General features: G+C 41.1%; 25 protein-coding genes. 5 read left to right on the plus strand and 20 right to left on the minus strand.

From position 1 onward, the window contains the following. Nucleotides 1-234 precede the first annotated feature (234 nt). The 3 genes from AM500_RS13890 to AM500_RS13900 all read right to left on the minus strand — a co-directional run bounded on the left by AM500_RS13890 (nt 235) and on the right by AM500_RS13900 (nt 3024). A complete protein-coding gene (locus AM500_RS13890) occupies nt 235-471 on the minus strand; it encodes a hypothetical protein (protein WP_053599754.1) in 237 nt (78 codons plus the stop codon). A gap of 118 nt (nt 472-589) precedes the next feature. Continuing rightward, on the minus strand, nt 590-1120 hold the full coding sequence (locus tag AM500_RS13895) for a GNAT family N-acetyltransferase (RefSeq protein WP_053599755.1): 531 nt from the start codon (nt 1118-1120) through the stop codon (nt 590-592). Nucleotides 1121-2088: 968 nt separating this feature from the next. After that, the gene (locus tag AM500_RS13900) at nt 2089-3024 is read right to left on the minus strand and encodes a 3-hydroxyacyl-CoA dehydrogenase family protein (RefSeq protein ID WP_053599756.1); all 936 of its coding nucleotides are present in this window, start codon (nt 3022-3024) and stop codon (nt 2089-2091) included. Nucleotides 3025-3198: 174 nt separating this feature from the next. On the opposite strand from AM500_RS13900, the gene AM500_RS13905 reads away from it, so the two are divergent. Further along, nucleotides 3199-3405, plus strand: coding sequence for a zinc ribbon domain-containing protein (locus AM500_RS13905; RefSeq protein ID WP_043932772.1), 207 nt, complete (start codon nt 3199-3201; stop codon nt 3403-3405). 86 nt (nt 3406-3491) lie between these two features. Here AM500_RS13905 and AM500_RS13910 read toward each other — a convergent pair whose 3' ends face one another. The 6 genes from AM500_RS13910 to AM500_RS13935 all read right to left on the minus strand — a co-directional run bounded on the left by AM500_RS13910 (nt 3492) and on the right by AM500_RS13935 (nt 8033). Continuing rightward, the gene (locus AM500_RS13910; RefSeq protein ID WP_053599757.1) at nt 3492-4025 is read right to left on the minus strand and encodes an MEDS domain-containing protein; all 534 of its coding nucleotides are present in this window, start codon (nt 4023-4025) and stop codon (nt 3492-3494) included. Nucleotides 4026-4150: 125 nt separating this feature from the next. Next, nucleotides 4151-4576, minus strand: a complete 426-nt coding sequence (locus tag AM500_RS13915; protein WP_053599758.1) for a CBS domain-containing protein — start codon at nt 4574-4576, stop codon at nt 4151-4153. A 100-nt stretch (nt 4577-4676) separates the two neighbouring features. Beyond that, on the minus strand, nt 4677-5009 hold the full coding sequence (locus AM500_RS13920; RefSeq protein ID WP_043932770.1) for a hypothetical protein: 333 nt from the start codon (nt 5007-5009) through the stop codon (nt 4677-4679). Nucleotides 5010-5179: 170 nt separating this feature from the next. After that, nucleotides 5180-6076, minus strand: a complete 897-nt coding sequence (locus tag AM500_RS13925) for an aminoglycoside phosphotransferase family protein (RefSeq protein ID WP_053599759.1) — start codon at nt 6074-6076, stop codon at nt 5180-5182. Between the two features lie 208 nt (nt 6077-6284). Continuing rightward, on the minus strand, nt 6285-7358 hold the full coding sequence (locus AM500_RS13930) for a lipocalin-like domain-containing protein (protein ID WP_053599760.1): 1074 nt from the start codon (nt 7356-7358) through the stop codon (nt 6285-6287). A gap of 177 nt (nt 7359-7535) precedes the next feature. Further along, nucleotides 7536-8033 (minus strand): GNAT family N-acetyltransferase, encoded by a 498-nt coding sequence (locus tag AM500_RS13935; protein WP_053599761.1) that lies wholly within the window; start codon nt 8031-8033, stop codon nt 7536-7538. A gap of 98 nt (nt 8034-8131) precedes the next feature. Here AM500_RS13935 and AM500_RS13940 point away from each other — a divergent pair, with 98 nt between their 5' ends. Further along, complete coding sequence (locus tag AM500_RS13940; RefSeq protein ID WP_053599762.1) at nt 8132-9706, plus strand: M2 family metallopeptidase; 1575 nt, start codon at nt 8132-8134, stop codon at nt 9704-9706. A gap of 42 nt (nt 9707-9748) precedes the next feature. Here the strand turns inward: AM500_RS13940 and AM500_RS13945 are convergent, their stop codons facing one another. Next, nucleotides 9749-10330: a hypothetical protein gene (locus AM500_RS13945; RefSeq protein ID WP_053599763.1), complete on the minus strand. Its 582-nt coding sequence runs from the start codon at nt 10328-10330 to the stop codon at nt 9749-9751. A gap of 219 nt (nt 10331-10549) precedes the next feature. Here AM500_RS13945 and AM500_RS13950 point away from each other — a divergent pair, with 219 nt between their 5' ends. After that, nucleotides 10550-10993, plus strand: coding sequence for a cell wall hydrolase (locus AM500_RS13950; protein WP_053599764.1), 444 nt, complete (start codon nt 10550-10552; stop codon nt 10991-10993). 117 nt (nt 10994-11110) lie between these two features. Here AM500_RS13950 and AM500_RS13955 read toward each other — a convergent pair whose 3' ends face one another. From AM500_RS13955 to AM500_RS13990, 8 genes are all read right to left on the minus strand, one after another. After that, a complete protein-coding gene (locus AM500_RS13955) occupies nt 11111-11488 on the minus strand; it encodes an SET domain-containing protein (RefSeq protein ID WP_043932764.1) in 378 nt (125 codons plus the stop codon). 72 nt (nt 11489-11560) lie between these two features. Beyond that, nucleotides 11561-11770: a hypothetical protein gene (locus AM500_RS26140; protein WP_053599765.1), complete on the minus strand. Its 210-nt coding sequence runs from the start codon at nt 11768-11770 to the stop codon at nt 11561-11563. Nucleotides 11771-11950: 180 nt separating this feature from the next. Continuing rightward, the gene (locus tag AM500_RS13965; RefSeq protein ID WP_053599766.1) at nt 11951-12370 is read right to left on the minus strand and encodes a hypothetical protein; all 420 of its coding nucleotides are present in this window, start codon (nt 12368-12370) and stop codon (nt 11951-11953) included. Between the two features lie 130 nt (nt 12371-12500). Next, entirely contained in the window at nt 12501-13907 is a 1407-nt protein-coding gene (locus tag AM500_RS13970) for a DHA2 family efflux MFS transporter permease subunit (RefSeq protein ID WP_053599767.1), read from the minus strand. A 138-nt stretch (nt 13908-14045) separates the two neighbouring features. Further along, complete coding sequence (locus tag AM500_RS13975) at nt 14046-15425, minus strand: MATE family efflux transporter (RefSeq protein WP_053599768.1); 1380 nt, start codon at nt 15423-15425, stop codon at nt 14046-14048. Nucleotides 15426-16043: 618 nt separating this feature from the next. Beyond that, nucleotides 16044-16280: a glutaredoxin family protein gene (locus AM500_RS25060; RefSeq protein ID WP_156319819.1), complete on the minus strand. Its 237-nt coding sequence runs from the start codon at nt 16278-16280 to the stop codon at nt 16044-16046. 1 nt (nt 16281) lies between these two features. Next, the gene (locus tag AM500_RS13985) at nt 16282-16722 is read right to left on the minus strand and encodes a GNAT family N-acetyltransferase (RefSeq protein ID WP_053599769.1); all 441 of its coding nucleotides are present in this window, start codon (nt 16720-16722) and stop codon (nt 16282-16284) included. A 15-nt stretch (nt 16723-16737) separates the two neighbouring features. Beyond that, entirely contained in the window at nt 16738-17220 is a 483-nt protein-coding gene (locus AM500_RS13990; protein WP_053599770.1) for a hypothetical protein, read from the minus strand. A gap of 188 nt (nt 17221-17408) precedes the next feature. Between AM500_RS13990 and AM500_RS13995 the strand changes: the two genes are divergently transcribed. After that, entirely contained in the window at nt 17409-17870 is a 462-nt protein-coding gene (locus AM500_RS13995) for a hypothetical protein (RefSeq protein ID WP_043932759.1), read from the plus strand. Between the two features lie 95 nt (nt 17871-17965). On the opposite strand, the gene AM500_RS14000 is transcribed toward AM500_RS13995, so the two are convergent. Then, on the minus strand, nt 17966-18709 hold the full coding sequence (locus tag AM500_RS14000; RefSeq protein ID WP_053599771.1) for a hypothetical protein: 744 nt from the start codon (nt 18707-18709) through the stop codon (nt 17966-17968). Between the two features lie 60 nt (nt 18710-18769). Next, nucleotides 18770-19258, minus strand: a complete 489-nt coding sequence (locus tag AM500_RS14005) for a DinB family protein (RefSeq protein ID WP_053599772.1) — start codon at nt 19256-19258, stop codon at nt 18770-18772. Between the two features lie 134 nt (nt 19259-19392). Between AM500_RS14005 and AM500_RS14010 the strand changes: the two genes are divergently transcribed. Further along, entirely contained in the window at nt 19393-20040 is a 648-nt protein-coding gene (locus tag AM500_RS14010; RefSeq protein ID WP_053599773.1) for a hypothetical protein, read from the plus strand. Nucleotide 20041 lies beyond the last annotated feature (1 nt).

The raw sequence follows: 20041 nt of genomic DNA on the forward strand, positions 1-20041 counted from the left end.
TTAAAACCTAAATTTTTTGAAGGCAAGCCCCTTTCCAGCTAATCCTCCCTGGATCAACGCACATGGATTTCTGCAAAAAACAGGTTCAAATTCTTTCAGTGTTTGACTGCAGATAATCCTTCTAAATAACATTTTTTTCAACCAATACATTAAGAAAAGAAAAGCCGCCAAAATAATGACAGCTCCCTACTTCAACTCTTTCACCCGTTAGTCTATTTATTAAAAACTATGAACTCACTTAGACTGTTGCCTTCTAAAAATAGGGAAACTAATTACAAGTCCCGTAATAAGCGCTATAACAGTTTTTACAACAAAATTAGTAAGAAGTCCGTTAATCACATATCCATTAAACTTTTGCCATAATGATGCTTCTGGAACCCAATCAATAACATGGCCTATACCTAAAATCGAAGGAAGACTGATTAATACATAAACAATAACAAAAGTAAGTAAAAATGCTTTCAGGTTCATTAAATCTCCCCCTTTACCATTTTCTTATACAGAAATGTGTACCAGATGTTGAATAAAGACTCCTACAAAAAACGCGTTAGCCTTCATCGATCACCGCCTATTTTTTTAATAAAAATATCTATTTATACTTTAACAGTGAGTAAACATAAGTGTCGTACGCTTTACCGTTTTGATACATATAATCCCTTAAAATTCCTTCTTCTTTAAAGCCTAGTTTAGTTAATAATTTATTCGATGCTTCATTCTCCAAAAATACTACTGCACCTATCCGGGTTAGCTCCATAACCTCAAAGCCATAAGAGAGTACCTTAGAAACAGCCTCTGAAGTATAGCCTTGGCTCCAAAAATCAGGATGGATTTCATAGCCTATTTCTGCACGTTTGTGTTTAGGTGACCAGGCGTTAAAACCAATGGTTCCAATTAATTCGTTTGTCCCTTTTCTTTCAATCCCCCAGCGTATACCTCTTTTTTCTTTGTAGTTTTTAGAAAAGAAATCAATAAAATGCTTTGCTTGCGCTATATCATTTAACGTTTCCTGTCCATAAAAACGTGTTACTTTATCGTTAGAAAAACAAGAAAAAATGCTTTGTGCGTCGTCTTCTCTAATTTCTCTTAAGTTTAGTCTTTCTGTTTCTAATACTGGAAACATTTATATCTTCCTCTCCAACTATTCTTTATAGAACAGTCACTTTTATAAAGAGTGTGTTGAACTGACTACACCATTAGTTAAACAAAAAGCTGCAAATAGCCGCTAATGTTTTGAAGTATTTAATTCCTTCAGTTGTTTCCTAATTTCCGTTAGTTCTGTCCTTAAGTTCTTAATTTCTTTGGAATTATCAATGGCATTAATTATAAAAAATTGGAGGATGTAAAAAATAAAGACAATACCGACAAGCCCATAAAAAGCAAAAAAAATAAACTCCATATTGGTTTTCCCTCATTAAGATTTTTTATCCAAATTGTACCATGTTTTCCGAATTAATAGTTAAAAAATTTCACTAGTTAAATAATTCAAATGTTAAGCGGAATGCCAAACTAAAATATCTTTTTCATATGAAAGAAGTACTGCTTCGTTACCTTAAAGACATTAATCCCATGGAACAACATCACTACTTATTTTTCAAAAAAACTTTATACAATAAAAAGCCAAACCCTATAAGAATAACTAATAATAGAAACGGTACCATTAGGTTGAATATGATAAAAATCCCCCTCGTTTTTATTTACGGCTTTTGGTTTAATAATATTTTCAATTTACCTATGGCCTTTTACTGAATTATCCTACGAAATTTATTAAATAAACTTTCTTTAAATTTTAACATAAATACCCAATGAATCTTCTGCGATTTTAGATTTACACCAAAACTTGAGATTAAGCTCGCTGACAACAATTTCTGTCACAATGTCATACGGTTACAAATTGCATTTCTCTTCGTTAATTTTTATTAAACCTTCTTTATCAACAAAAAAAAGCAGCCCATTCAATATGAATTGGACTGCGATGGGTTTTTCGATTTAGTTTCTCTACTCGAAAACGGAACACTATAATATCCAATGTCCGGTTTATCATGGTTGGCTTTAAGACAAGCTATCTATTAATGGTTTTGGGAATTTCTCTTACAATTTATTCTTAATCTTTGCCAAGCGAATAAAGTTCTCATCGCGTTCGCGTATTTTATCCTGGACCGAGACATTGTCGTACTTATAGATTCCCTCACCTGTTTTGGTGCCGAGTTTGCCCTGGGCAAAGAGCTCTTCAATGACTTCCGGTGCTCCTTTGCTTTCATCAAGTTCCGGAGCGAGGTTTTCGACAACTCGCTTCCACACATCAAGTCCTCCAAAATCCGCCGTTTCTATAGGGCCGATAAACGACCAGCGGAAGCCCGGGCCATCGGTTATCGCTCTATCAATGTCACGGGCATCGGCGACACCTTCTTTTAACAAATAAAATGCCTCACGAACAATGGCCGCCTGCAGCCGGTTGGCAATGAACCCAGGGACATCCTTATTTAACACAACCGGCGTTTTGCCGATTTCGGACATTAGATCCTTTGTAACTTGCACGGTTTCTTGTGCGACATTGTCGTGCTTTACGATTTCCACCAGCGGCACGAGCTGGGCTGGATTGAAGAAGTGGGTAATCAGCATCCGTTCAGGTGTAGTTGCTTTTTCGATAAGCCGGGAAATTGGGAAGGTTGAGGTGTTCGATGCAATGATGGCTTCTGGCTTTGCAAATTTCTCAAGGTTGCTGAACAGCTCCCATTTTAATTCAAGTAGCTCCGGGATCGCTTCGGTTATGAAATCGGCATCCTGAACGGCTTCCTCCAAATCAGTTGTCGGAACTATCAGCTCTATTGCGGCTGCTTTCTGTTGTTCAGTAATGACATCTTCCTGAACGAGCAAAGACAGATTAGATCTTACAAGCTCCATAGCCTTTTGTAAAAATTCATCTTTTAAATCGTACATTCTGACCGGGTATCCTGCCAGGGCGTATACCTGGGCAATTCCATGCCCCATAACACCTGAACCAATCACTGTTACTTTTTTAATCATTCGTTCATCCTCCTAAAAATACTAGTCTATGTGAAGTTTCTCCCATAATTTTAATTCGACTTTTCTTTTAAAATACCTTTTTGAAAGCGATTTCATAAATATAGCCGAATCATTGTAACTTTTTTATAAAAAAATCGTTTATTTGAATGAATGATCCGATAAGGAGTGGTCTGTATGGAGATGAAAGGCTGCATAAAATGTGGAGGCAATGAAGCAGGGACAAAAGATGTAGCAATGACGGGGACAGGTCTGTCAAAGATGTTCGACATCCAGCACAACACTTTTACGGTCGTTTTTTGTAAAAGATGTGGGTATTCAGAGTTTTACAACAAACGGAGCAGCAATGCATCCAATATTATTGATTTGTTCTTTGGCGGCTGATTTTTCCTTTATGTACATTTATTAATGAATGGCTCACCTTTGCCTGCTCCATAAAAACCTGGTAACTGGGCATAGGTGAGCCACTTTTAATCATGTTTATCCGAAAGATAAAAGGTATGAGTTTGTAGCAGTGCTTTCCTCATTGTTTCATTAAGCCTGACCTCATCATACGCACAGACTGCGAGTATATTCATTGACGTAACAGCTTCTTCGGCTTTTTGTTCAAATTCCTTAATTTTCCCCGTCATGTCCATCCCATTTCCCCACTCCACATGCGCCCAGGTCCTGATTCCCAGGTTATTGCTAAGAAAGGGTGAAAGCGTTTTTGAAAAATAGTTAACAATTGCTTCTACATGGAACTCTCCTGTTGAAAAATAAAAATCAAAATTGTTCATGTGGATGACGCGCTCAAGCTGTTTTGCAGAAAAAAGCTCGGTTAATCTCTTTTTAATCTTGAGCCACAGTCTATCGTTTTCAATAATTAGGCAAAAATGTTCCTGTCTAAGGCCGCCTTCAATGAACGAAATTAAATTGTTTATGTATTGATCGGCATTGTATGTGTTATAAAAAAGATGGCCCTTTGCCAGATTGCCAATTTCCTTTATTACCTTTTTCTCCATCCCAACTCCCCTCCCTATTCCCGATAGGGCTATACAGCTAATTTTACAACTGTTACCAGTAAAACAACAATCATAAATTTAAAAAGCCCGCAGAAATTTTCTGCGGGCTTCTCAACATTATTTATTTACTTTTCAGGCTCGGCAGGGTTTGAGATTTCTTCGAGCGCCTGTCCGGCATCATCAGAAAGCTGTTCATCGACGGCGAGGTCACCGAGCGACACAATGCCTATCAATCTGCCTTGCTCCACAATCGGCAGACGGCGAATTTGGACATCGGCCATCAAGTCCGCAGCTTCCTCGGCACTCATTTCGACTGTTCCCCTAACTGGATCCTTCGTCATTACCTCAGAAACAGCAGTATCCGTAGACAGGTTGTTAGCGAGGCCGTGGATAACGAGATCACGGTCTGTCGCAAGTCCTACCAATTGGTCCCCATCACAAATTGGGATAGCACCGACATCCAGTTCCCTCATTTTCTTTGCAACATCATAAATCGAAGCATCGGGTGGACACGTTTCAACTTCTCTTGTCATAACATCTTTGATATTCATTAGAAAATCCCTCCTATCCTCTAGTTAAGTGATTCCCGGAAGGACAATGTGTAAAACTGGTTAATTTTATCAAGCAAAGCCAAAGCCTGACGGAGGACCATCAGGCTGGATCGGTTTTTTTCAGTATGGTGTGGATATCAGTGGCTGTCATCTGCTTCGCTTGGACGAAGGTTTGGACGTTATGTTTCAGCCAGTGGTCATAAATTTTCAAAAGGTCATTCCTATCATAAACGGTATTCGCGAAGGTTTTGAAAAAATAAACAATCATGACATTAACAACTTCAACAGGTAGTTTGTTCCTTGCCATAACCATCCTTAAAGCTAACATATCAAGTCCGCGGACATTCCCGTTTGTGGCAGCTTTAAGCACCTCTGTTGGGGTCGCATATTTACAATATTCGATAAGGCTCAACTCTTTCTTCGCTTCTACCATTGCCCATTCCCCCATTTCCTGAGTATACTTTCATTATATAAGGATAAAATCAGTATTTAAATAGAACTATAGAAGTCTTTACACTACTACCATAGTAGTAATTTATAGTCATTTACTTCGAAATTTGAAGAAAGCTTGGACAAAATCTTATTTTCCTTCTACATTTTGTCCTATTCAGTGAGGAATTCCGCAATCCACTCGACACACTGATATGTTTCCTTCCACTCTCCATGATCTTCTATTCCCCAGCAGGCGTAAAGGGTTCCAAGCGCATAAGAAGCTTTTAAAAGCCTTTTTTTATCAAGTCCCAGCCCCTCGCAAATCCAGTTAATCCGGTTCTTAAGCAGTTCACGTGGATGTTTTTTATTATGAAGATGATTAATCAGGAAGGACATGATGTCATAATAGGGATTCCCTGAGACGCCTTTAGGATCAATCGCCAGCCAGCCTCTTTCGGAAAGCAGGATATTTTCATGATGGAGATCGCCGTGGAGCAGCTCGATTTGGTCAGGGTCATGAAGCTCTTTCATATAGGCGTTAGCACGTTCAATCGCTTCAAAAGGAATCGGCTCTCCTCCGTCCGGAAACTGACTTTTGTACCTGGTAAACCCTTCTGCCCAATCCAAAATGGATGGCGGGGAAAAATTGTTCGGCAGCTTTCTGCGGATATTTTTCCAAACCTGTATGTATTCCTTTGCAGCCTGCTCTTCATCATTAAGAACGGACAGATTTTGTCCCGGAATGAGCTGTTCAAGAAGCATGGCTCCATTTGTTGCATCTTCAGCCAGCAGCCTGGCGCAAGCCTCCCCATTGTATTGACGGACAGTCCGGGCTTCATTTATGAAATCATAATTCGGCACCCCAAGTTTTAGGATGACTGGTGTGCCTTCTTTATCACAGGCTTTCACAACATAATTGTACGTCAGATTGCCTGCCGGTCCTTCAATAGTCAAGCCCCACTTTTCTGCGTATTTCGCGACAAGTCCCTCAAGATTCTCAAGCCACCTTGTCCCATCCGAACCGAAAGCACCTGTTATTTTTTCAACAAATTCACTGGGCAGATTCATTTTATTCTCCTTTGCTTCTTTCTCAGTACGTTTTTCAGAATAAAACCGAGACTGAGGAAAATATTTAGGTTTTTAACTGCCTTGAGGCTACGCAAATAAATTATTTTATTTCCAGCCTCATCATTATTTTAAGAAGGAATTTTCAACCATTAATACAACAAATCAAATCCCCAATTCATTATTAAGAGCGAGAAAGCATACTCCTCGCTCAAGTATAGCCTACCAGTTCCATAAACCCCTTACCTGCAAGAGGCTTCCTCTGTCCGTTAGCCATTATTTCGCGGCCGGTTACTTTCACTGCTCCCTCCCAAATTCCTTTGAGCGGGCCCAGGATAATCATCTCCTGCTTTGGAAACGCGGCCTCGACACGGAGCTCCATCCTAAATTCAGGGATAGTTATTGACCAGGAGATTGGATACCTCGCATTCGTTTCAAAGCTTTTCCAATGCTTTTCTTTTGAAAAAGAAACCTGCCTGCTGAACTGAAGTGAACCATCCCTGCCAATCAAGTTGGCCATCTTAGGACCAGATTCCTTCTTATCTGAAGTCATTTGGTTCAGAAGCAGTTCACGCCCATCATCAAGCTGGATCCCAAACCAGTCCCAGCCCTTTCCTTTAGCGAGACCATAATCCCTGCCCCACTGATGATCGAACCAGCCTTGCCCATAGACTGTTTCCGCTCCCCGATCAGTTACAATTTGGCCATTCACTTTGTTCCTGGTAAAAGAATAATAGTAGAGGTCATCCGGCTTTCCTTGTCCGCCTATTAAGGCAATCGGCTTTTCCGGTGAGAACTGGAGATCTGCCTCGAATTCTTTTTCTTTTATATTGACGGCATAATCGGCCTGGCTGCTGCCAAGGAACTCCAGCTTGTTCTTTCCATAGGAAAGCTTAACAGGATTAGAGGTTACTCTGGCATGAGGAATTCCGCGATGCGGCTTTGGCAGCCTGCCCTTTAAAAGCTGCTTCTGGAGCCGCCACATTTGCGTATCTCCTGGGTTCAGCAATAGATACAGCGGCATATAAAAAAGCGCCATCTGTTTTTTGAGCGAAGAGTCGGCAAGCGAGTAATGTCTGTGTACATTATTTGTTAAATCAATCAATGAATGAATCATATAGTGCGCTTTAAACAGACTCGTCTCGCCAACCTCGAAAAACGACCCCATCACCGCGTACCTCCCGCCCCTGTCACCCTGGAGGAAGGCAAAATAATACCACCATTCCACATTCGAATTAGTATGCGGGCCGGCATCTATAGGCAGAGCTATTTCTTTGTCTTTCATATCCTCACCACTGCTTTTTTAACTACAATATGCTGTGGTGTCGGGATATGGGATTAGGGATTGTTGTCTATTTTAAACTACTTTGTTGAACCATCAGATTTCCGCTCCAATCAAATATGTTAACAAACAATAATGCTCCATCAGCTAACCATTTTTGTGTCTGAATATCCTTCTGCCTTATAGTTTTAATACCATTAAATCTTCACTATAAAAATTGCCATCTATATTCAATGCCTGTGCATCTACACCAAAGGTTTCAAAACCGCATGACAGATAAAGTTTTTTTGCAGGGATATTTGTGGAAGTGACGGCAAGATATATGTGGGAAGCACCTGGAATAACTTTTGCTTTCTCCAGTGCCGCCTGGACCAGGGCTTTTCCTGTTCCGGACTTTCTGAAATCGGGTGCAACATACATGGCTACAAGATTGACACGGTGTTTAAGCTTTTTCTTTGTTTCAGGAAAGAGCGTTACGCTGCCAGCCAATTGGCCATTAACAAAAGCTCCAAGCGTCACAGATTCTAATTCAGAGAGCCTTTTTTCAAAAAATTCAACTGTCCGTGCAGCTTCCTCTTCATAGCTTGATGCGTATGCCTCTGGATGCAGCTTTAACTCCTCGAGCCTCAACTTCTGATATTCACTCGCATCTCCGGCTTTTAGTGTTCTAATTTCCATTGTGCTCCCTCATTTCACAAAATCATGGTACTTCTTACCTAATTGGTATAGAATTTTAAATATATTGACAATTTTAAGCCAGGAAGGCAGGAAAGACAATGACGACTGCAGTAAATTTTTTAAAAAAGATGAATGAGGAAATGGAAGTGTTATTGAAAAGTGTGACCGAAGCAAGTTGGATGGCGCAGACAACCGGTGACGCTGAATGGGCTTCCCGGCTAAGCGATGCTAGTACTAAATTTAACTTGTTCTTCTCGGATAAAGATACATACGAACTTGCGAAGCGACTTTCCAAACAAGAAGGTTTGACCCATGAGCAGAAACGGGAATTCGAGGCTTTTCTTACTAGCATGGCGGAAAACCAGCTTCCCGAAGACATACTCGCTGACCTTTCAAAACGTTCGTCAGAATTGAACCTCAGGTTTAATACATACTCACCGAAAGTCAATGGTAAAGAGTACTCGGCCAACGATATACGCGAGGTTTTGATCAACTCGGAGGACGTGGAGCTCCGAAAAAAGGTTTGGTTTGCAAGTAAGGAGGTCGGAAAAGTTGTCGAGAAGGACTTAATCGAGCTCGTGAAAAAACGGAATGAAGCAGCACGCCTGCTTGGCTTTTCGAACCACCACGAGATGTCATTCAAGCATCAGGAACTCGACCGCGACGAAGTGTTCCGCATCTTCCGGGAGTTGATTGAGCAATCAGACCCAACCTACCGCAGATTGAAGAAAGAGCTGGATGAGCGTCTTGCCGAGAAATTCGGTATCCAGCCCTCCGATATCCGGCCATGGCATTATGTTGATCCGTTCTTCCAGGAAGCTCCTCCATCCAAAGCTGCCAATCTTGACCGGTTCTTTTCAGGCAAGGACCTTGTAAAGCTTACAACCGATACCTTTAACGACATCGGCATTGATATAACGGACTTGTACGAGAAAAGCGACCTGTACCCGCGGACGGGCAAGAATCCGACTGCGTTCTGCACCGATATGGACCGGAAAGGAGATGTCCGTGTCCTATGTAATCTGACACCAAGCTCGTATTGGATGGAAACAAATCTACATGAGTTCGGCCATGCCGCCTATTTCAAATACACGGATCACGACCTGCCGTTCAGCCTCCGTTCTCCAGCCCATACGCTAACAACTGAGGCAATTGCGATGCTTTTTGGTAAAATGGGCAAGGATTCACGTTGGCTCAGCAAGTTTTTGCAGGTTGATTCGGAAACTCTTGCCGGTCTTGCTCCCGAACTGGAGAAATACCAGCAGCTGCAAATGCTGATTTCTGCTCGCTGGATTATTACGTTTGTCATTTTTGAGCAGGAGTTGTATGAAAATCCGGATCAGGATTTGAACAGCCTCTGGTGGAAAACCGTTGAGGAAATTCAGCTGGTCACTCCGCCGGACGATAGAAGCAGTCCTGATTGGGCAGCGAAAATCCATTTTACCCTTGCGCCGGTTTACTATCAGAATTACCTGCTTGGTGAATTGACCGCCGCCCAGCTGCAACGCCATGTCGAGCGTACCATATCAGAAGAATTTTTCACCAATGAAACCGGCAAGCTACTCGTTGAAGAGTTCTTCAAGCCTGGGGCCATGTATGAGTGGAACGAAAAAATTCGCCGTGTAACAGGTGAAAAGCTGAATCCGCAGCACTTTGTGGAATTGTACTGCTAACAAATAAAGCCCCGGACGACTTGTCTGGGGCTTGTTTTATTACTAATCTTTATCCAGCAAGGTTTTGACTTGCTCTTTAAGTCTATGGATTTCGTTCAACTTCATTTGTGGATAATCTTTAGGGGTGCTTATTCTATATGCTCTTTTTTTAAATACTTGGTAGATATGTAATGTAGTCCAAAAATGTATCGCGCCATCTAATAGAGCGTACAAAAATTCTTTTTTAGGAAGGGTGGCTTTTGTATATACCTCATTTGACTCCCAATCATCTATTAATTCAAAAGTTAAGAAAGTGTTATTTATAGTGCTCATTTTCATCAAGATAGGATCTATCCCATAGTTAAGTTCGACACTTCCCTCTTCTAAAAATACCTTTATCGCTTGGACAAAATCGTTCCACAGATCCAAGCCTGATGGACAATGCTCCCCAACCACTATTTTGTTCTGGTACCTTATTGTGATAAGCATCTGAATGTGTTTAGGAGTGAATTTAGGATGATTAAAATAATCTCTTAGTTTTAATTCATTATCTATTGATATGAACTGTTCATCGGGATTTTCAAAACATAGGGGTCCAGTCGGTTTAAATGAAGGCAACTGTAACAATGTCTTTATTTCAAACATAGGAAGCTCCTTTTCGGAAAATTGTTTGGTAAATAAAAGTTAGTTAATTTTTCCGGCTATATAACAAATTTATTTATGAAGAGATTTACTTTAATGATTGGAGAGGAAATCACAGAAGTACATTGATTCAAACTATAGAGGATGATTCTAAGTATATTTAATCAGAAAAAACCAACAACATTGTAGGCGTATATACATAGTATATGTGGGGGTGACATAATGGCGAGAATTAAATACCGTGATTCGGATGTCGACTTAATGGCCAGGATGATGAGAGCAGAAGCTGAAGGCGAAGGAAAACAAGGAATGCTGTATGTAGGGAATGTTATTGTTAACCGGGTAAAAGCAGAGTGTACCGATTTTAAAAATGTTAGAACCGTTTCTCAGGTTATATTTCATGTACAAGGTGGAAATTATTCCTTTGAAGCAGTTCAAAAAGGAAATATGTTTTATCAACGAGCACGCCCTGTTGAAAAAAGACTTGCAAAAATGAATTTGGATTATTGGAGAGAACACCCAGCAAAGTACTCTTTATGGTATTTCAATCCATCAGGTCCTTGCCCGTCAACATGGTTCGACCAGCCTTTCGCCGGCCAATATAAGAATCATTGTTACTATGAACCCATTGCAGGAACATGTGAAAGTGTCTATACCGGAGGATGAGCTTACTCAATGAGTAAGCTTTTTATCCTCTTTATAGAGTTGGGGAAACTTAATTCGGCGGTTTTAGAATTAAATCGGCTGTTTTCGGCCCTAATTCGGCGATTCACAAAGAATGGATTATTCCTGATTAAACCATAGGGGATCATTATCATCGACATCGCCATTATAATTGATAAGAATTTCATCGCCTGCTTTTATATCGGTGTGTGCATAGAACTCAAAAGTATGGTTATCAAAGTTGATCTCATAAAAAGCGTTTGGTTCATAAGAATGGTTAAACAGCATACCGTACCCAAGAAGGATGGCTGTGTGGTTTTTCCCATACTCAAATGCATAATCAGCAAGAAGGGTTTTCTCAATATGCTCATGCTGTTCATTAGGATAGGAAATGACAGGAGCTTCATGGATAAGCTCGCCTTTTTTGAAATCACGGGTTGCAAATACCCCTCTATTAAATTCCCCATCACTAAGTGGAGATGTTTTTACTTCTATCATCAAATCGCCTACTTACTTTTAAATTTTTACTACAATCTTATAAAAAAGAGCTACACTTGCTTTGATAACTTGTCAGCGCGATTCCTTTGGCGGCTGGCATACGTCACACTTACGCTGGTGACTATTCTTAAATTTGGTAAAGGTTTTTTCGAAATTGCTTCCACACGAGCATTTGAAAAGTAATTTTTGTGAAAAACCGTGATATTCGGTCGATAATAACTTACTATCTGAATTTTTCTCAACAAATTCTTTAATTTTACCGATGGTCCATCGTTTATTCATTCCTACACCTCCATTTTTTTAACAAAGCGGAGGCTTTTTGGCATCCGATTAAGTCCTTAAGTTCTTTATTATATCATGAGCTCGTACTCAATCATAACACTTTTACGTATAACCAATTAAGCCCCGGGACCAAAAAATGCCGCCATTAACTTAGCAGCAAAGTTGAAATACATATGGTTATTATCGTTTAAAGTTTAACTTATTCATTAATTGCCCTGTATCTCCTTTAAAGTTGAAAAATAAAGCTTTGTTTTGACCATCAAATAGCAGCAGAAAAGGGTCTTCATTAACTGGGAATATCACGATTACTTCATCCACAGTGTTGTTAAACCATTGATTTTCCACCTTGATTTTTGGATCAAGTGGAATTCTTATCATAAAGCCTTGTTTTGGAATTGGGTTTATTTTTGGATAAAGTCCAGTTATTCCTTTAAGATACATTGCCGCTTCCTGCTGAATATCAGGAGTTACTGGTGCTGTCTTAATAACTTTTTCTTGAGTAATATCAAAAATTTCTATTCCTGCATTCGTTTCGGCGAAAACGAAGTTGTTGGTTAATAATCCAAGAATGAGAAGGCATGCGACTATCTTTTTAATCATTTGAATCACCTCTAAAGGTAGTATCTCCAGGTAACAGCTTTGCTCCTCTGCCTGTTTTACCCACGGTATATAAAAATATCCCCCAATCCCTTTGGACTGGAGGATCTAATTTTTCGAAGACGAATTTCACCTACCCTTTTAGCCGCACCAATTTTCCTTTAGCAAGTGTAAAGGCAAAGATCAAGCCCGCCAGTGCCATTACACCCGCCACCATAAACGCAACCCGCATCCCGTCAAGAAGAGCGAGTGGTGGCAATGATTCGGAAGACGTTCTGGCAAAAACACTCATGACCGAGAAAATTAACGAGGTCCCGATTGAACCGCCAACCATACGGATGGTATTGGACATTGCAGTACCATGTGGAATCATTTGAAATGGCAATGCATTGATTCCCGACGTCATTAAAGGAGTCATCAGCAGTGAAACACCAAACATTTGAAGCGAAAAAAGTACCGCAATATATGGAAAAGGCGTATCCATTCCAATTGTCATATACAGCAGTGTGGATAGGAAAATAAACACAAAGCCCAAAATCGCCATACCCCGCGCACCAAATTTATCGAAAAGCCTTCCGGAGATTGGTGCCATCGCACCTGTTAATATCGCCCCCGGCAAGAGTAACATACCGGATTCAAGGGCTGTGCCGCCTCTCACATTTTGAACGTATAGCGGCAGCAGCGTTTCTATGCCAATCAATAGAGCAAACATGAGTACGGATAAAAATGTTGTAACTGTAAATTCCCTATACTTAAATACACTGAAGTTCAGGATAGGGCTTTCAAGCCGGTTCTGCCTCCTGATAAAGAAAACCAGGGCGGCTATTCCTAGAATGATCGAGCCTATAACCGTTGGGGCAAGCCAGCCCATTGTCCCCACCATACTGAAGCCGTAAAGCAGTCCTCCCCACCCAAATGAGGAAAAAATAATTGATTGAACATCCACACGTACTTGCTTCTTCTCAGTGACGTTTTTCATCAAGAAGACAGCTAAAACCAATACAATCAGGGAAATTGGCAGGACGGTATAAAACAAGTATCTCCATGTGAAATGGTCAATGATCCAGCCTGACAAAGTCGGTCCGATTGCCGGTGCAAAGCCGATGACTAACCCACTCATCCCCATGGCAGCGCCCCGTTTTTCCGGCGGATAAAGCGTAAGCAGGACGGTTTGCATTAATGGCATGAGAATTCCAGCCCCAATCGCCTGCAGGACCCTTGCAATTAAAAGGACCATAAAGGTTGTTGAAATTGCTCCTAGCAATGTGCCGAAACTGAACACACTCATCGCAAAAATCAACAGGCTTTTCGTACCGAATTTTTCTATTAAAAAAGCTGTGATTGGAATCATAATCCCATTCATTAGCATGAAAGCTGTCGTGACCCATTGCGCCTCGTTTGGCTCAATGCCAAATTCGGCCATGATTGGCGGAATTGCCACAATCAATAAGGTTTGGTTCAATAACGAAACAAATGAGGCTGCTAGCAGTAAGCTGACAATCGTTGTCCTGTTGAAGTTAATGGGTTTTGAGGTATACATTTTTTCTCCTTTTTGGTAAAAAATTCACGTGCTAACCTATCACCCATTTTAAACAAGCGTTCTGCTTTCGTATAGTAAAAAGAATTTACAAAGCGCTATACGTTCCGAAAAAAACGAATACTAAAAGCCTCCAATCCATTAGGATAAGAGGCTTTCTTTTATCGCTTTGCCGCTCGGGAATTTCTTTTTCTGAATGTAAATCAACCTTGCTGATAGAGCGACACCGGCTGCTAGGAGCCCAAACGTCAAGCCAATCCAATACCCGGTCGCACCCAGGCTGGTAAAGTGTGCTAGTGCATAACCCGATGGCAGGCAGATGAGCCAGTAGGCAATCAGGGTCATGACAAATGCCAGGTTCACATCTTTGTAGCCGCGCAGTGCTGCTAGTGCAGTCGCCTGTATTGCATCAGCAAGTTGGAAGAATAATGCGTAGATCAAGAATGCAGCGGTAAGTGCAATAACGGCGGGATCATTGGAATACAGGCTGGCAACCTGGTACCTGAATAACACTACCAGTATACCTGTGACCAAGGCTATAATGACAGATACGCCAATACCGAGCCAGCTGTACACTTTTGCATCATGGTTCCTTTTAGACCCGACCTCGAACCCGACTAGGACAGTCAGCGCCATCGAAATCGACAATGGGATCATATACATGAACGAAGCAATGTTCAATGCAGACTGATATGCCGCAATTGTAGTAATGCTGAATTTTGAAATCAGGATTGTGACAAGTGCAAACATGCTTGTTTCAAAAAATGCCGACAAGCCCATTGGTACACCGATTTTTAGAATCTCGGAGAGTTCTTTGCCGACTACTTTCTTGAAGTTTGTTAGTGAAAAGTACACTGAAAATGGTGCTTTTGTTTTAATAATAAAAAAGGTAATGCCACAAATGATCCAGTAAGTAAGCGACGTAGCGTAACCCGCTCCGGCTCCGCCCATTTCCGGAAAGCCCAGATAGCCATAAATTAGGACATAATTCAAAAACAAGCTGAACGGCAGCGATGAAAGAAGAATGACCATGACTACCCTTGTAATCCCAAGTGCATAAATGAATGAGCGCAAAACATTAAAAATAAATAGCGGAATGATTCCAAGACTTAAACCAACGAGGTATGCATGGGCTGTGTCCTGTACGCGTGGCTCTAGATTCATAAAATCGAGCAGCGGATTCAACACAATAGCCCCGATAATCAAAACAATAATTGCAATTATAAGTCCCAGGTAAATCCCATGTGAAAGGGTCGAGGCTACTTCTTTATCCTTCTTCTCCCCGATACGCTGTGCAGCAATCGGTGATACAGCTAGCAGAATTCCGCTTAAACCGATGAAAACAGGATTCCAAATTGACGATCCAATTGCGACGCCAGCAAGTTCGGAAGCATTATAGCGTCCCGTCATAACCGTATTGAAAAATACCATTGAAAACATCCCAAGCTGGGTTATCAGGATTGGGATTAGCATTACAAAGATCTGTTTCATTTTTTCTTTCATTGTGAACGTTTGATACATGTCAAAACTCCCGATCTAAATCAATAATAGTATTCCTGCTTTAGAGACTGAGTCTCCATTAATATGAGAATTTGGTTGAAAAAGTTTCGAGTACATTTTATAGCTGCTGTTGTACTGAAATGTCCTGGAAATGGATTTTCAAGGACATTTTTATTCTCTAAAAACGTGAAATGTCCTCGAAATCCGTTTTCAAGTACATTTTGAAGCTGCTACAATAACGAAATGTCCTTGATATAAATTATTTGATACTCTCTCCAGGAATTGCAAATTGTCGCAAAACAAAGTCTATTGGAATCATTTTGCGCTCTGAAGCAAGGCAAAATGTAGCCATTAAGCTGTATTGGAACCATTTCGCGCACTCCTGCTAGACAAAATGTGCCCAATAAGCTGTATTGGAACCATTTCACGCTTTATAGCAGTGCAAAATGTCTCCAATGTATTGCTGGTTGGCTAATTAAGTGTGTACTAATATCCTCAAGAAGTGCTGATTAGTTTCGAAACATTTGTTCTCTTAAAAATCTAAGGTTACACTGCCCGTAATAGTGAGGTTTCAGAGCACCTAAAATAGCCTTCACGCAACCAGTTGTGGTGTTGCTCTAGTGATTGATTCACTCAACTCTATTTTGCCATTTCAATAATTTCTTTAAGCTCGTTTGTGAAACCCTTTACTGCTTTTCCGCCATACACTGTAACTGGGACACCAAGGTAGCCGAATTTTTCAACTTCCTCTTTGAAGGCAGGGTTTACTGAAATGTCTCTCACTTCGAATGGAATTCCCTCTTCACCAAGTACTTTTTTTACCATTGTGCACTCAATGCAGTCATTTGTTGTATAGATAATGATTTTGTCTTCCACTTTACTTTCCTCCAAGCCTTTTAAAAAGATAATAATGAGTAATTCCTTCTTCAGGGAAGTTTTCGAGTTCACCATAGATCTCGTAGCCCTGCTTTGTATAAAAATCAGGCGCTTGGAAACTGAAGGTATCAAGCTTTACAAGAGTGCATTCTTTCTCATTTGCATACTTTTCGGCAAATGCGAGGATTTCACTCCCCTTTCCCATGCCTCTTAACTTTTCGTCCAGCCAAAAGATGTCAACGCATAAACACTTTAGCTTGATTGAGCCGGTCAGTCCGCCTATTATTGCTTCATTTTGATCCCGAAGGAAGATATGTACGTCTTCAGATGGAGAGGTGTAGGCTTCCGATATATATTCTTTTTTATATTGGACGAGACTTTCCCTGATAAAGAGCGCTCCTTCATGATTGGCTTCAACGCTAAGTTTGTAATTGCCGCCCATTTACAAACCCCCTTTTTATATAAAAATATGGATAACCGCGAAGCTTAAGAAGATAAAAGCCATCGTGTAATGATATTTTCTCCGCTTGCCGGTCGCTTTTTTATGCCGCCGATATCCACTGTACAACAGGAGAGGCAGAATTGCCATTGCGGTGATTCCGGAAAGAATTTTAATCTGGATGATGTTCTCCCATTGGGCATATCCCATGATTAATCCATGGGCAAAAATTAAAATTGTCGCTGTAATAGCAAAAGGGATGTGGTATTTCATCATCTTTTTTGAAATCCTCGCCAGTGTCACCTTCACATCCCTTACCCGGCTTTTCCTAATCATGAGAAAAACAAAATACATGTTGGTATTGACCAAAAACAAAATAAACGCAGCCTGTGCAGCCACTTTTCCGAGCAGAATTCCACTCGAATCATAACCCCGATAAAAAGAAACTAATAAAATAATCGCAACGATAAGTGCATTCGTTAAAAACCAGCGGATCAACATAGGTAAGACCACTTCCCTGATGTCAAGTAATTTATTTCAATATTCATAAAATTAAAACTTCTCGAAAACGTTTCCACTATAGTATACTTGCAAAAATAAATTTTCCAGTCGTCCATTCAGATTGTTTAAAAGTTGAATATATATTTAACAATACTAACAGAGAAAACGTGCAAATGGGGGAAAATGAGATGATTTGTTTCTGCGAGGAATTGGATAGAGAGAAGTATGGGATAACGGACAAAATTGTCATTCTGGAGGGCAAGGAAACGATTCTTAATGTGTACGGATTGAAAAGCGGCCATTACCTTGAACTTGCTGGCATCGACACAAGGCTTTTAACAATGTTTTATAAGTCGCTGATACCTGGCGTTGATTGGTTCATTGTTGTGTATGATTATAAGCAATTTTGCTCTGATGCCGAAATGAAGGAAGCAATTATATGGCATGAACTTGGCCATATCGAGCACCCGGTTGAAAAAAACCAACACAATGTCGAATCTGAAATACGCTGCGACGAACTTGCCATTAAGCGAGGGTATAAGGAAGGAATTAAAAAAGTTCTCGACCTGACCCACTCAATGGCACGAACATTAAATAATCAGCTGCTAGCCGACATGACAACCCAACGACTGATGAGGATGTCGGGCTGAAGGTTAACAATAACTTAGTTATGTTAACAACTTTAACCCGGATTTTCTTTAATCTCCAGAATCCTGATTCTAAAATTTTTCGTAACCATCACTAACTAATTGAAAAACATGCCTATCTTCCGTTTCATCTGGTCTCTGTTCTCTGCGAATTGCCGGTGACGGTGTCCATTGCTGCCGGAAGGATGCGGAAAACCATGCAGCAAATGTTCAGTGTCAAGGAATCCCTTCTTCCCAAGTTCTACAAGTACTTTTTGGACATTAACACCAAGAGGAATTATCAATGGTGAGCGAAGTACACGGTGATCCTTGGCGAAATACGTACTCACATGCCTCTGCAGCAAATCTGTTTTCCAAATGTCCGGCCGGGAGCCATTATAATTTTTCCCGTTGAAAAAAACGGCATGAGGAAGAACAGATGCCGTATGGACCAGGTGGTTTGCTTCACCAAATAAATCCATTGAGGTGTTCATGCCAAGCCAGTCTGCAAGCCCCAATTCATCGAGCATAGCCACCAAATTCCGGCGCATCGGGCCCTCAAAGCTCGCGCGCTTTTTTACTTCGTGGAGAATCGCCTCATCCGCCCACCCTTCATTCCCCAATTCCCAAACCGTCTGAAACGCTATCTGCATTTGATGCATGCCTGGTGTAATGCCGGCAATCAGGATCTTTGCTTCGGAATTAATGTAGTCAAATGGCGTATAATAAATTTCCAGCTTCCGAGCATCATCGTTGTCTAGCTGGAATTCTGGTTTCCTAAGATTTTCTGGTACTAAAGGGGCTTGCAAGGAAAGAATCCTCTTTTTATATGTAGAAAACATTGAGCTGCCGACTATACCCATTGCAATCCCCTTTCAGAACGCTAGCTAACGCAACCTGTGTCTTTTTTTCAAAAAAAAGCTTTAAAGCCCCGAAGCAGTCCAGCTTTCCTGCTGCTTGCGGATTGTTACAATTTGGCCGATATGGTATGCAGTATGAAGAAGGTATCCAGCAATAAGCTTCGTCCAGTCTTCTTCATTAAGTTTACCGGGGTTTTCATTCATCGCATTACGCCAGCCTTCAATTGCCCGTTCAAGGCGTTCGACTTCCTTCTTCCAATTCTCTTCGGTTTTTTCCTGTTCTAGTACATCGAAAGTACGCGCATTTTCAAGCTCGACAATCTCTCCGACTGAACCGGGCTTATATTTTTCCAAAAAGAATTCGCTCCAATACGCAAGGTGGCGAACGTTGCCCCAGATCGAGTTGGAACTTTCATTCGCTTGCCATATCGCCTGTTCGAACGTGACACCATTTAGCGCATCTTTGAGTCCTGTAAACCATCCCGATGCATCATAAACCGCGGCCAGCTGCTCAAGGAATATATCTTTTCCAATTGTTTGCACTTCGTTCATTGAATTGCTCCCCCTTTGCCAAGTTGAATTTATTTTAACATCATGAATTTAGGCTCGGCAAACCTGGAAACGAATAACCCGCATGACATATTTCGCATACTACATATGTATCCCAATAAAAGGAGTTGTACCGTTTGAAAAAGTTTCTTTCAGTCTTTCTTCTTCTAATGCTGGCTATCACAGCTATCGCCCCTCAAGGGACTTATGCGAAAAAGGACGGCCGGAATCCTGTTGTGACAGTTAAAAGCTCCTCCGAGCAATTCAAAATGAATTATCGAACTCTTTGGACTGACCATGTGTTTTGGACAAGGGATCTTGTCAAAAGCTCAGTTGCAGGTCTTGATGACACAGGTCCAGTTCTAGCACGACTTTTGAAAAACCAGGAAGACCTTGGCAATGCCATCAAGCCAGTTTACGGTGAAGCAGCTGGGAACACCCTCACAAATCTGCTCAAGGAGCATATTACGATTGCGGTTAAAGTCGTCGGGGCAGCCAAAGCCGGAAATACGGAGGCGCTAAACAAGGCAAATGCCGACTGGTTCCGCAATGCTGACCAAATAACTGATTTTCTTTCAAAGGCGAACCCGAATTTGAACAAAGCCCAGTTCAAGGAAATGTTCTATACACATTTAAGGCTCTTGACGGACATGGTAGCCGCCCGCATCCAAAAGAATTGGGATGCAGATATCCTGGCCACTGACCGGGGAAACCGCCATATCCTGATGATGGCCGACGCTATTTCAGGTGCGATTATTAAGCAGTTCCCGGCAACGTTTAGCTAGG

The sequence above is a fragment of the Bacillus sp. FJAT-18017 genome (assembly GCF_001278805.1).
GTDB lineage: Bacteria > Bacillota > Bacilli > Bacillales > Cytobacillaceae > Bacillus_D.

Coding starts and splice junctions, on each gene's coding strand:
- AM500_RS13995 (WP_043932759.1), top strand. CDS start 17,409: ATGATTTGTTTCTGCGAGGAATTGGATAGAGAGAAGTATGGGATAACG.
- AM500_RS13925 (WP_053599759.1), bottom strand. CDS start 6,076: ATGAATCTGCCCAGTGAATTTGTTGAAAAAATAACAGGTGCTTTCGGT.
- AM500_RS13920 (WP_043932770.1), bottom strand. CDS start 5,009: ATGGTAGAAGCGAAGAAAGAGTTGAGCCTTATCGAATATTGTAAATAT.
- AM500_RS13915 (WP_053599758.1), bottom strand. CDS start 4,576: ATGAATATCAAAGATGTTATGACAAGAGAAGTTGAAACGTGTCCACCC.
- AM500_RS13990 (WP_053599770.1), bottom strand. CDS start 17,220: ATGTTGATCCGCTGGTTTTTAACGAATGCACTTATCGTTGCGATTATT.
- AM500_RS13930 (WP_053599760.1), bottom strand. CDS start 7,358: ATGAAAGACAAAGAAATAGCTCTGCCTATAGATGCCGGCCCGCATACT.
- AM500_RS13935 (WP_053599761.1), bottom strand. CDS start 8,033: ATGGAAATTAGAACACTAAAAGCCGGAGATGCGAGTGAATATCAGAAG.
- AM500_RS13905 (WP_043932772.1), top strand. CDS start 3,199: ATGGAGATGAAAGGCTGCATAAAATGTGGAGGCAATGAAGCAGGGACA.
- AM500_RS14000 (WP_053599771.1), bottom strand. CDS start 18,709: ATGGGTATAGTCGGCAGCTCAATGTTTTCTACATATAAAAAGAGGATT.
- AM500_RS13965 (WP_053599766.1), bottom strand. CDS start 12,370: ATGATTAAAAAGATAGTCGCATGCCTTCTCATTCTTGGATTATTAACC.
- AM500_RS13895 (WP_053599755.1), bottom strand. CDS start 1,120: ATGTTTCCAGTATTAGAAACAGAAAGACTAAACTTAAGAGAAATTAGA.
- AM500_RS13970 (WP_053599767.1), bottom strand. CDS start 13,907: ATGTATACCTCAAAACCCATTAACTTCAACAGGACAACGATTGTCAGC.
- AM500_RS13910 (WP_053599757.1), bottom strand. CDS start 4,025: ATGGAGAAAAAGGTAATAAAGGAAATTGGCAATCTGGCAAAGGGCCAT.
- AM500_RS26140 (WP_053599765.1), bottom strand. CDS start 11,770: ATGAATAAACGATGGACCATCGGTAAAATTAAAGAATTTGTTGAGAAA.
- AM500_RS13890 (WP_053599754.1), bottom strand. CDS start 471: ATGAACCTGAAAGCATTTTTACTTACTTTTGTTATTGTTTATGTATTA.
- AM500_RS13940 (WP_053599762.1), top strand. CDS start 8,132: ATGACGACTGCAGTAAATTTTTTAAAAAAGATGAATGAGGAAATGGAA.
- AM500_RS13945 (WP_053599763.1), bottom strand. CDS start 10,330: ATGTTTGAAATAAAGACATTGTTACAGTTGCCTTCATTTAAACCGACT.
- AM500_RS13985 (WP_053599769.1), bottom strand. CDS start 16,722: ATGGGCGGCAATTACAAACTTAGCGTTGAAGCCAATCATGAAGGAGCG.
- AM500_RS13950 (WP_053599764.1), top strand. CDS start 10,550: ATGGCGAGAATTAAATACCGTGATTCGGATGTCGACTTAATGGCCAGG.
- AM500_RS14005 (WP_053599772.1), bottom strand. CDS start 19,258: ATGAACGAAGTGCAAACAATTGGAAAAGATATATTCCTTGAGCAGCTG.
- AM500_RS13900 (WP_053599756.1), bottom strand. CDS start 3,024: ATGATTAAAAAAGTAACAGTGATTGGTTCAGGTGTTATGGGGCATGGA.
- AM500_RS13975 (WP_053599768.1), bottom strand. CDS start 15,425: ATGTATCAAACGTTCACAATGAAAGAAAAAATGAAACAGATCTTTGTA.
- AM500_RS13955 (WP_043932764.1), bottom strand. CDS start 11,488: ATGATAGAAGTAAAAACATCTCCACTTAGTGATGGGGAATTTAATAGA.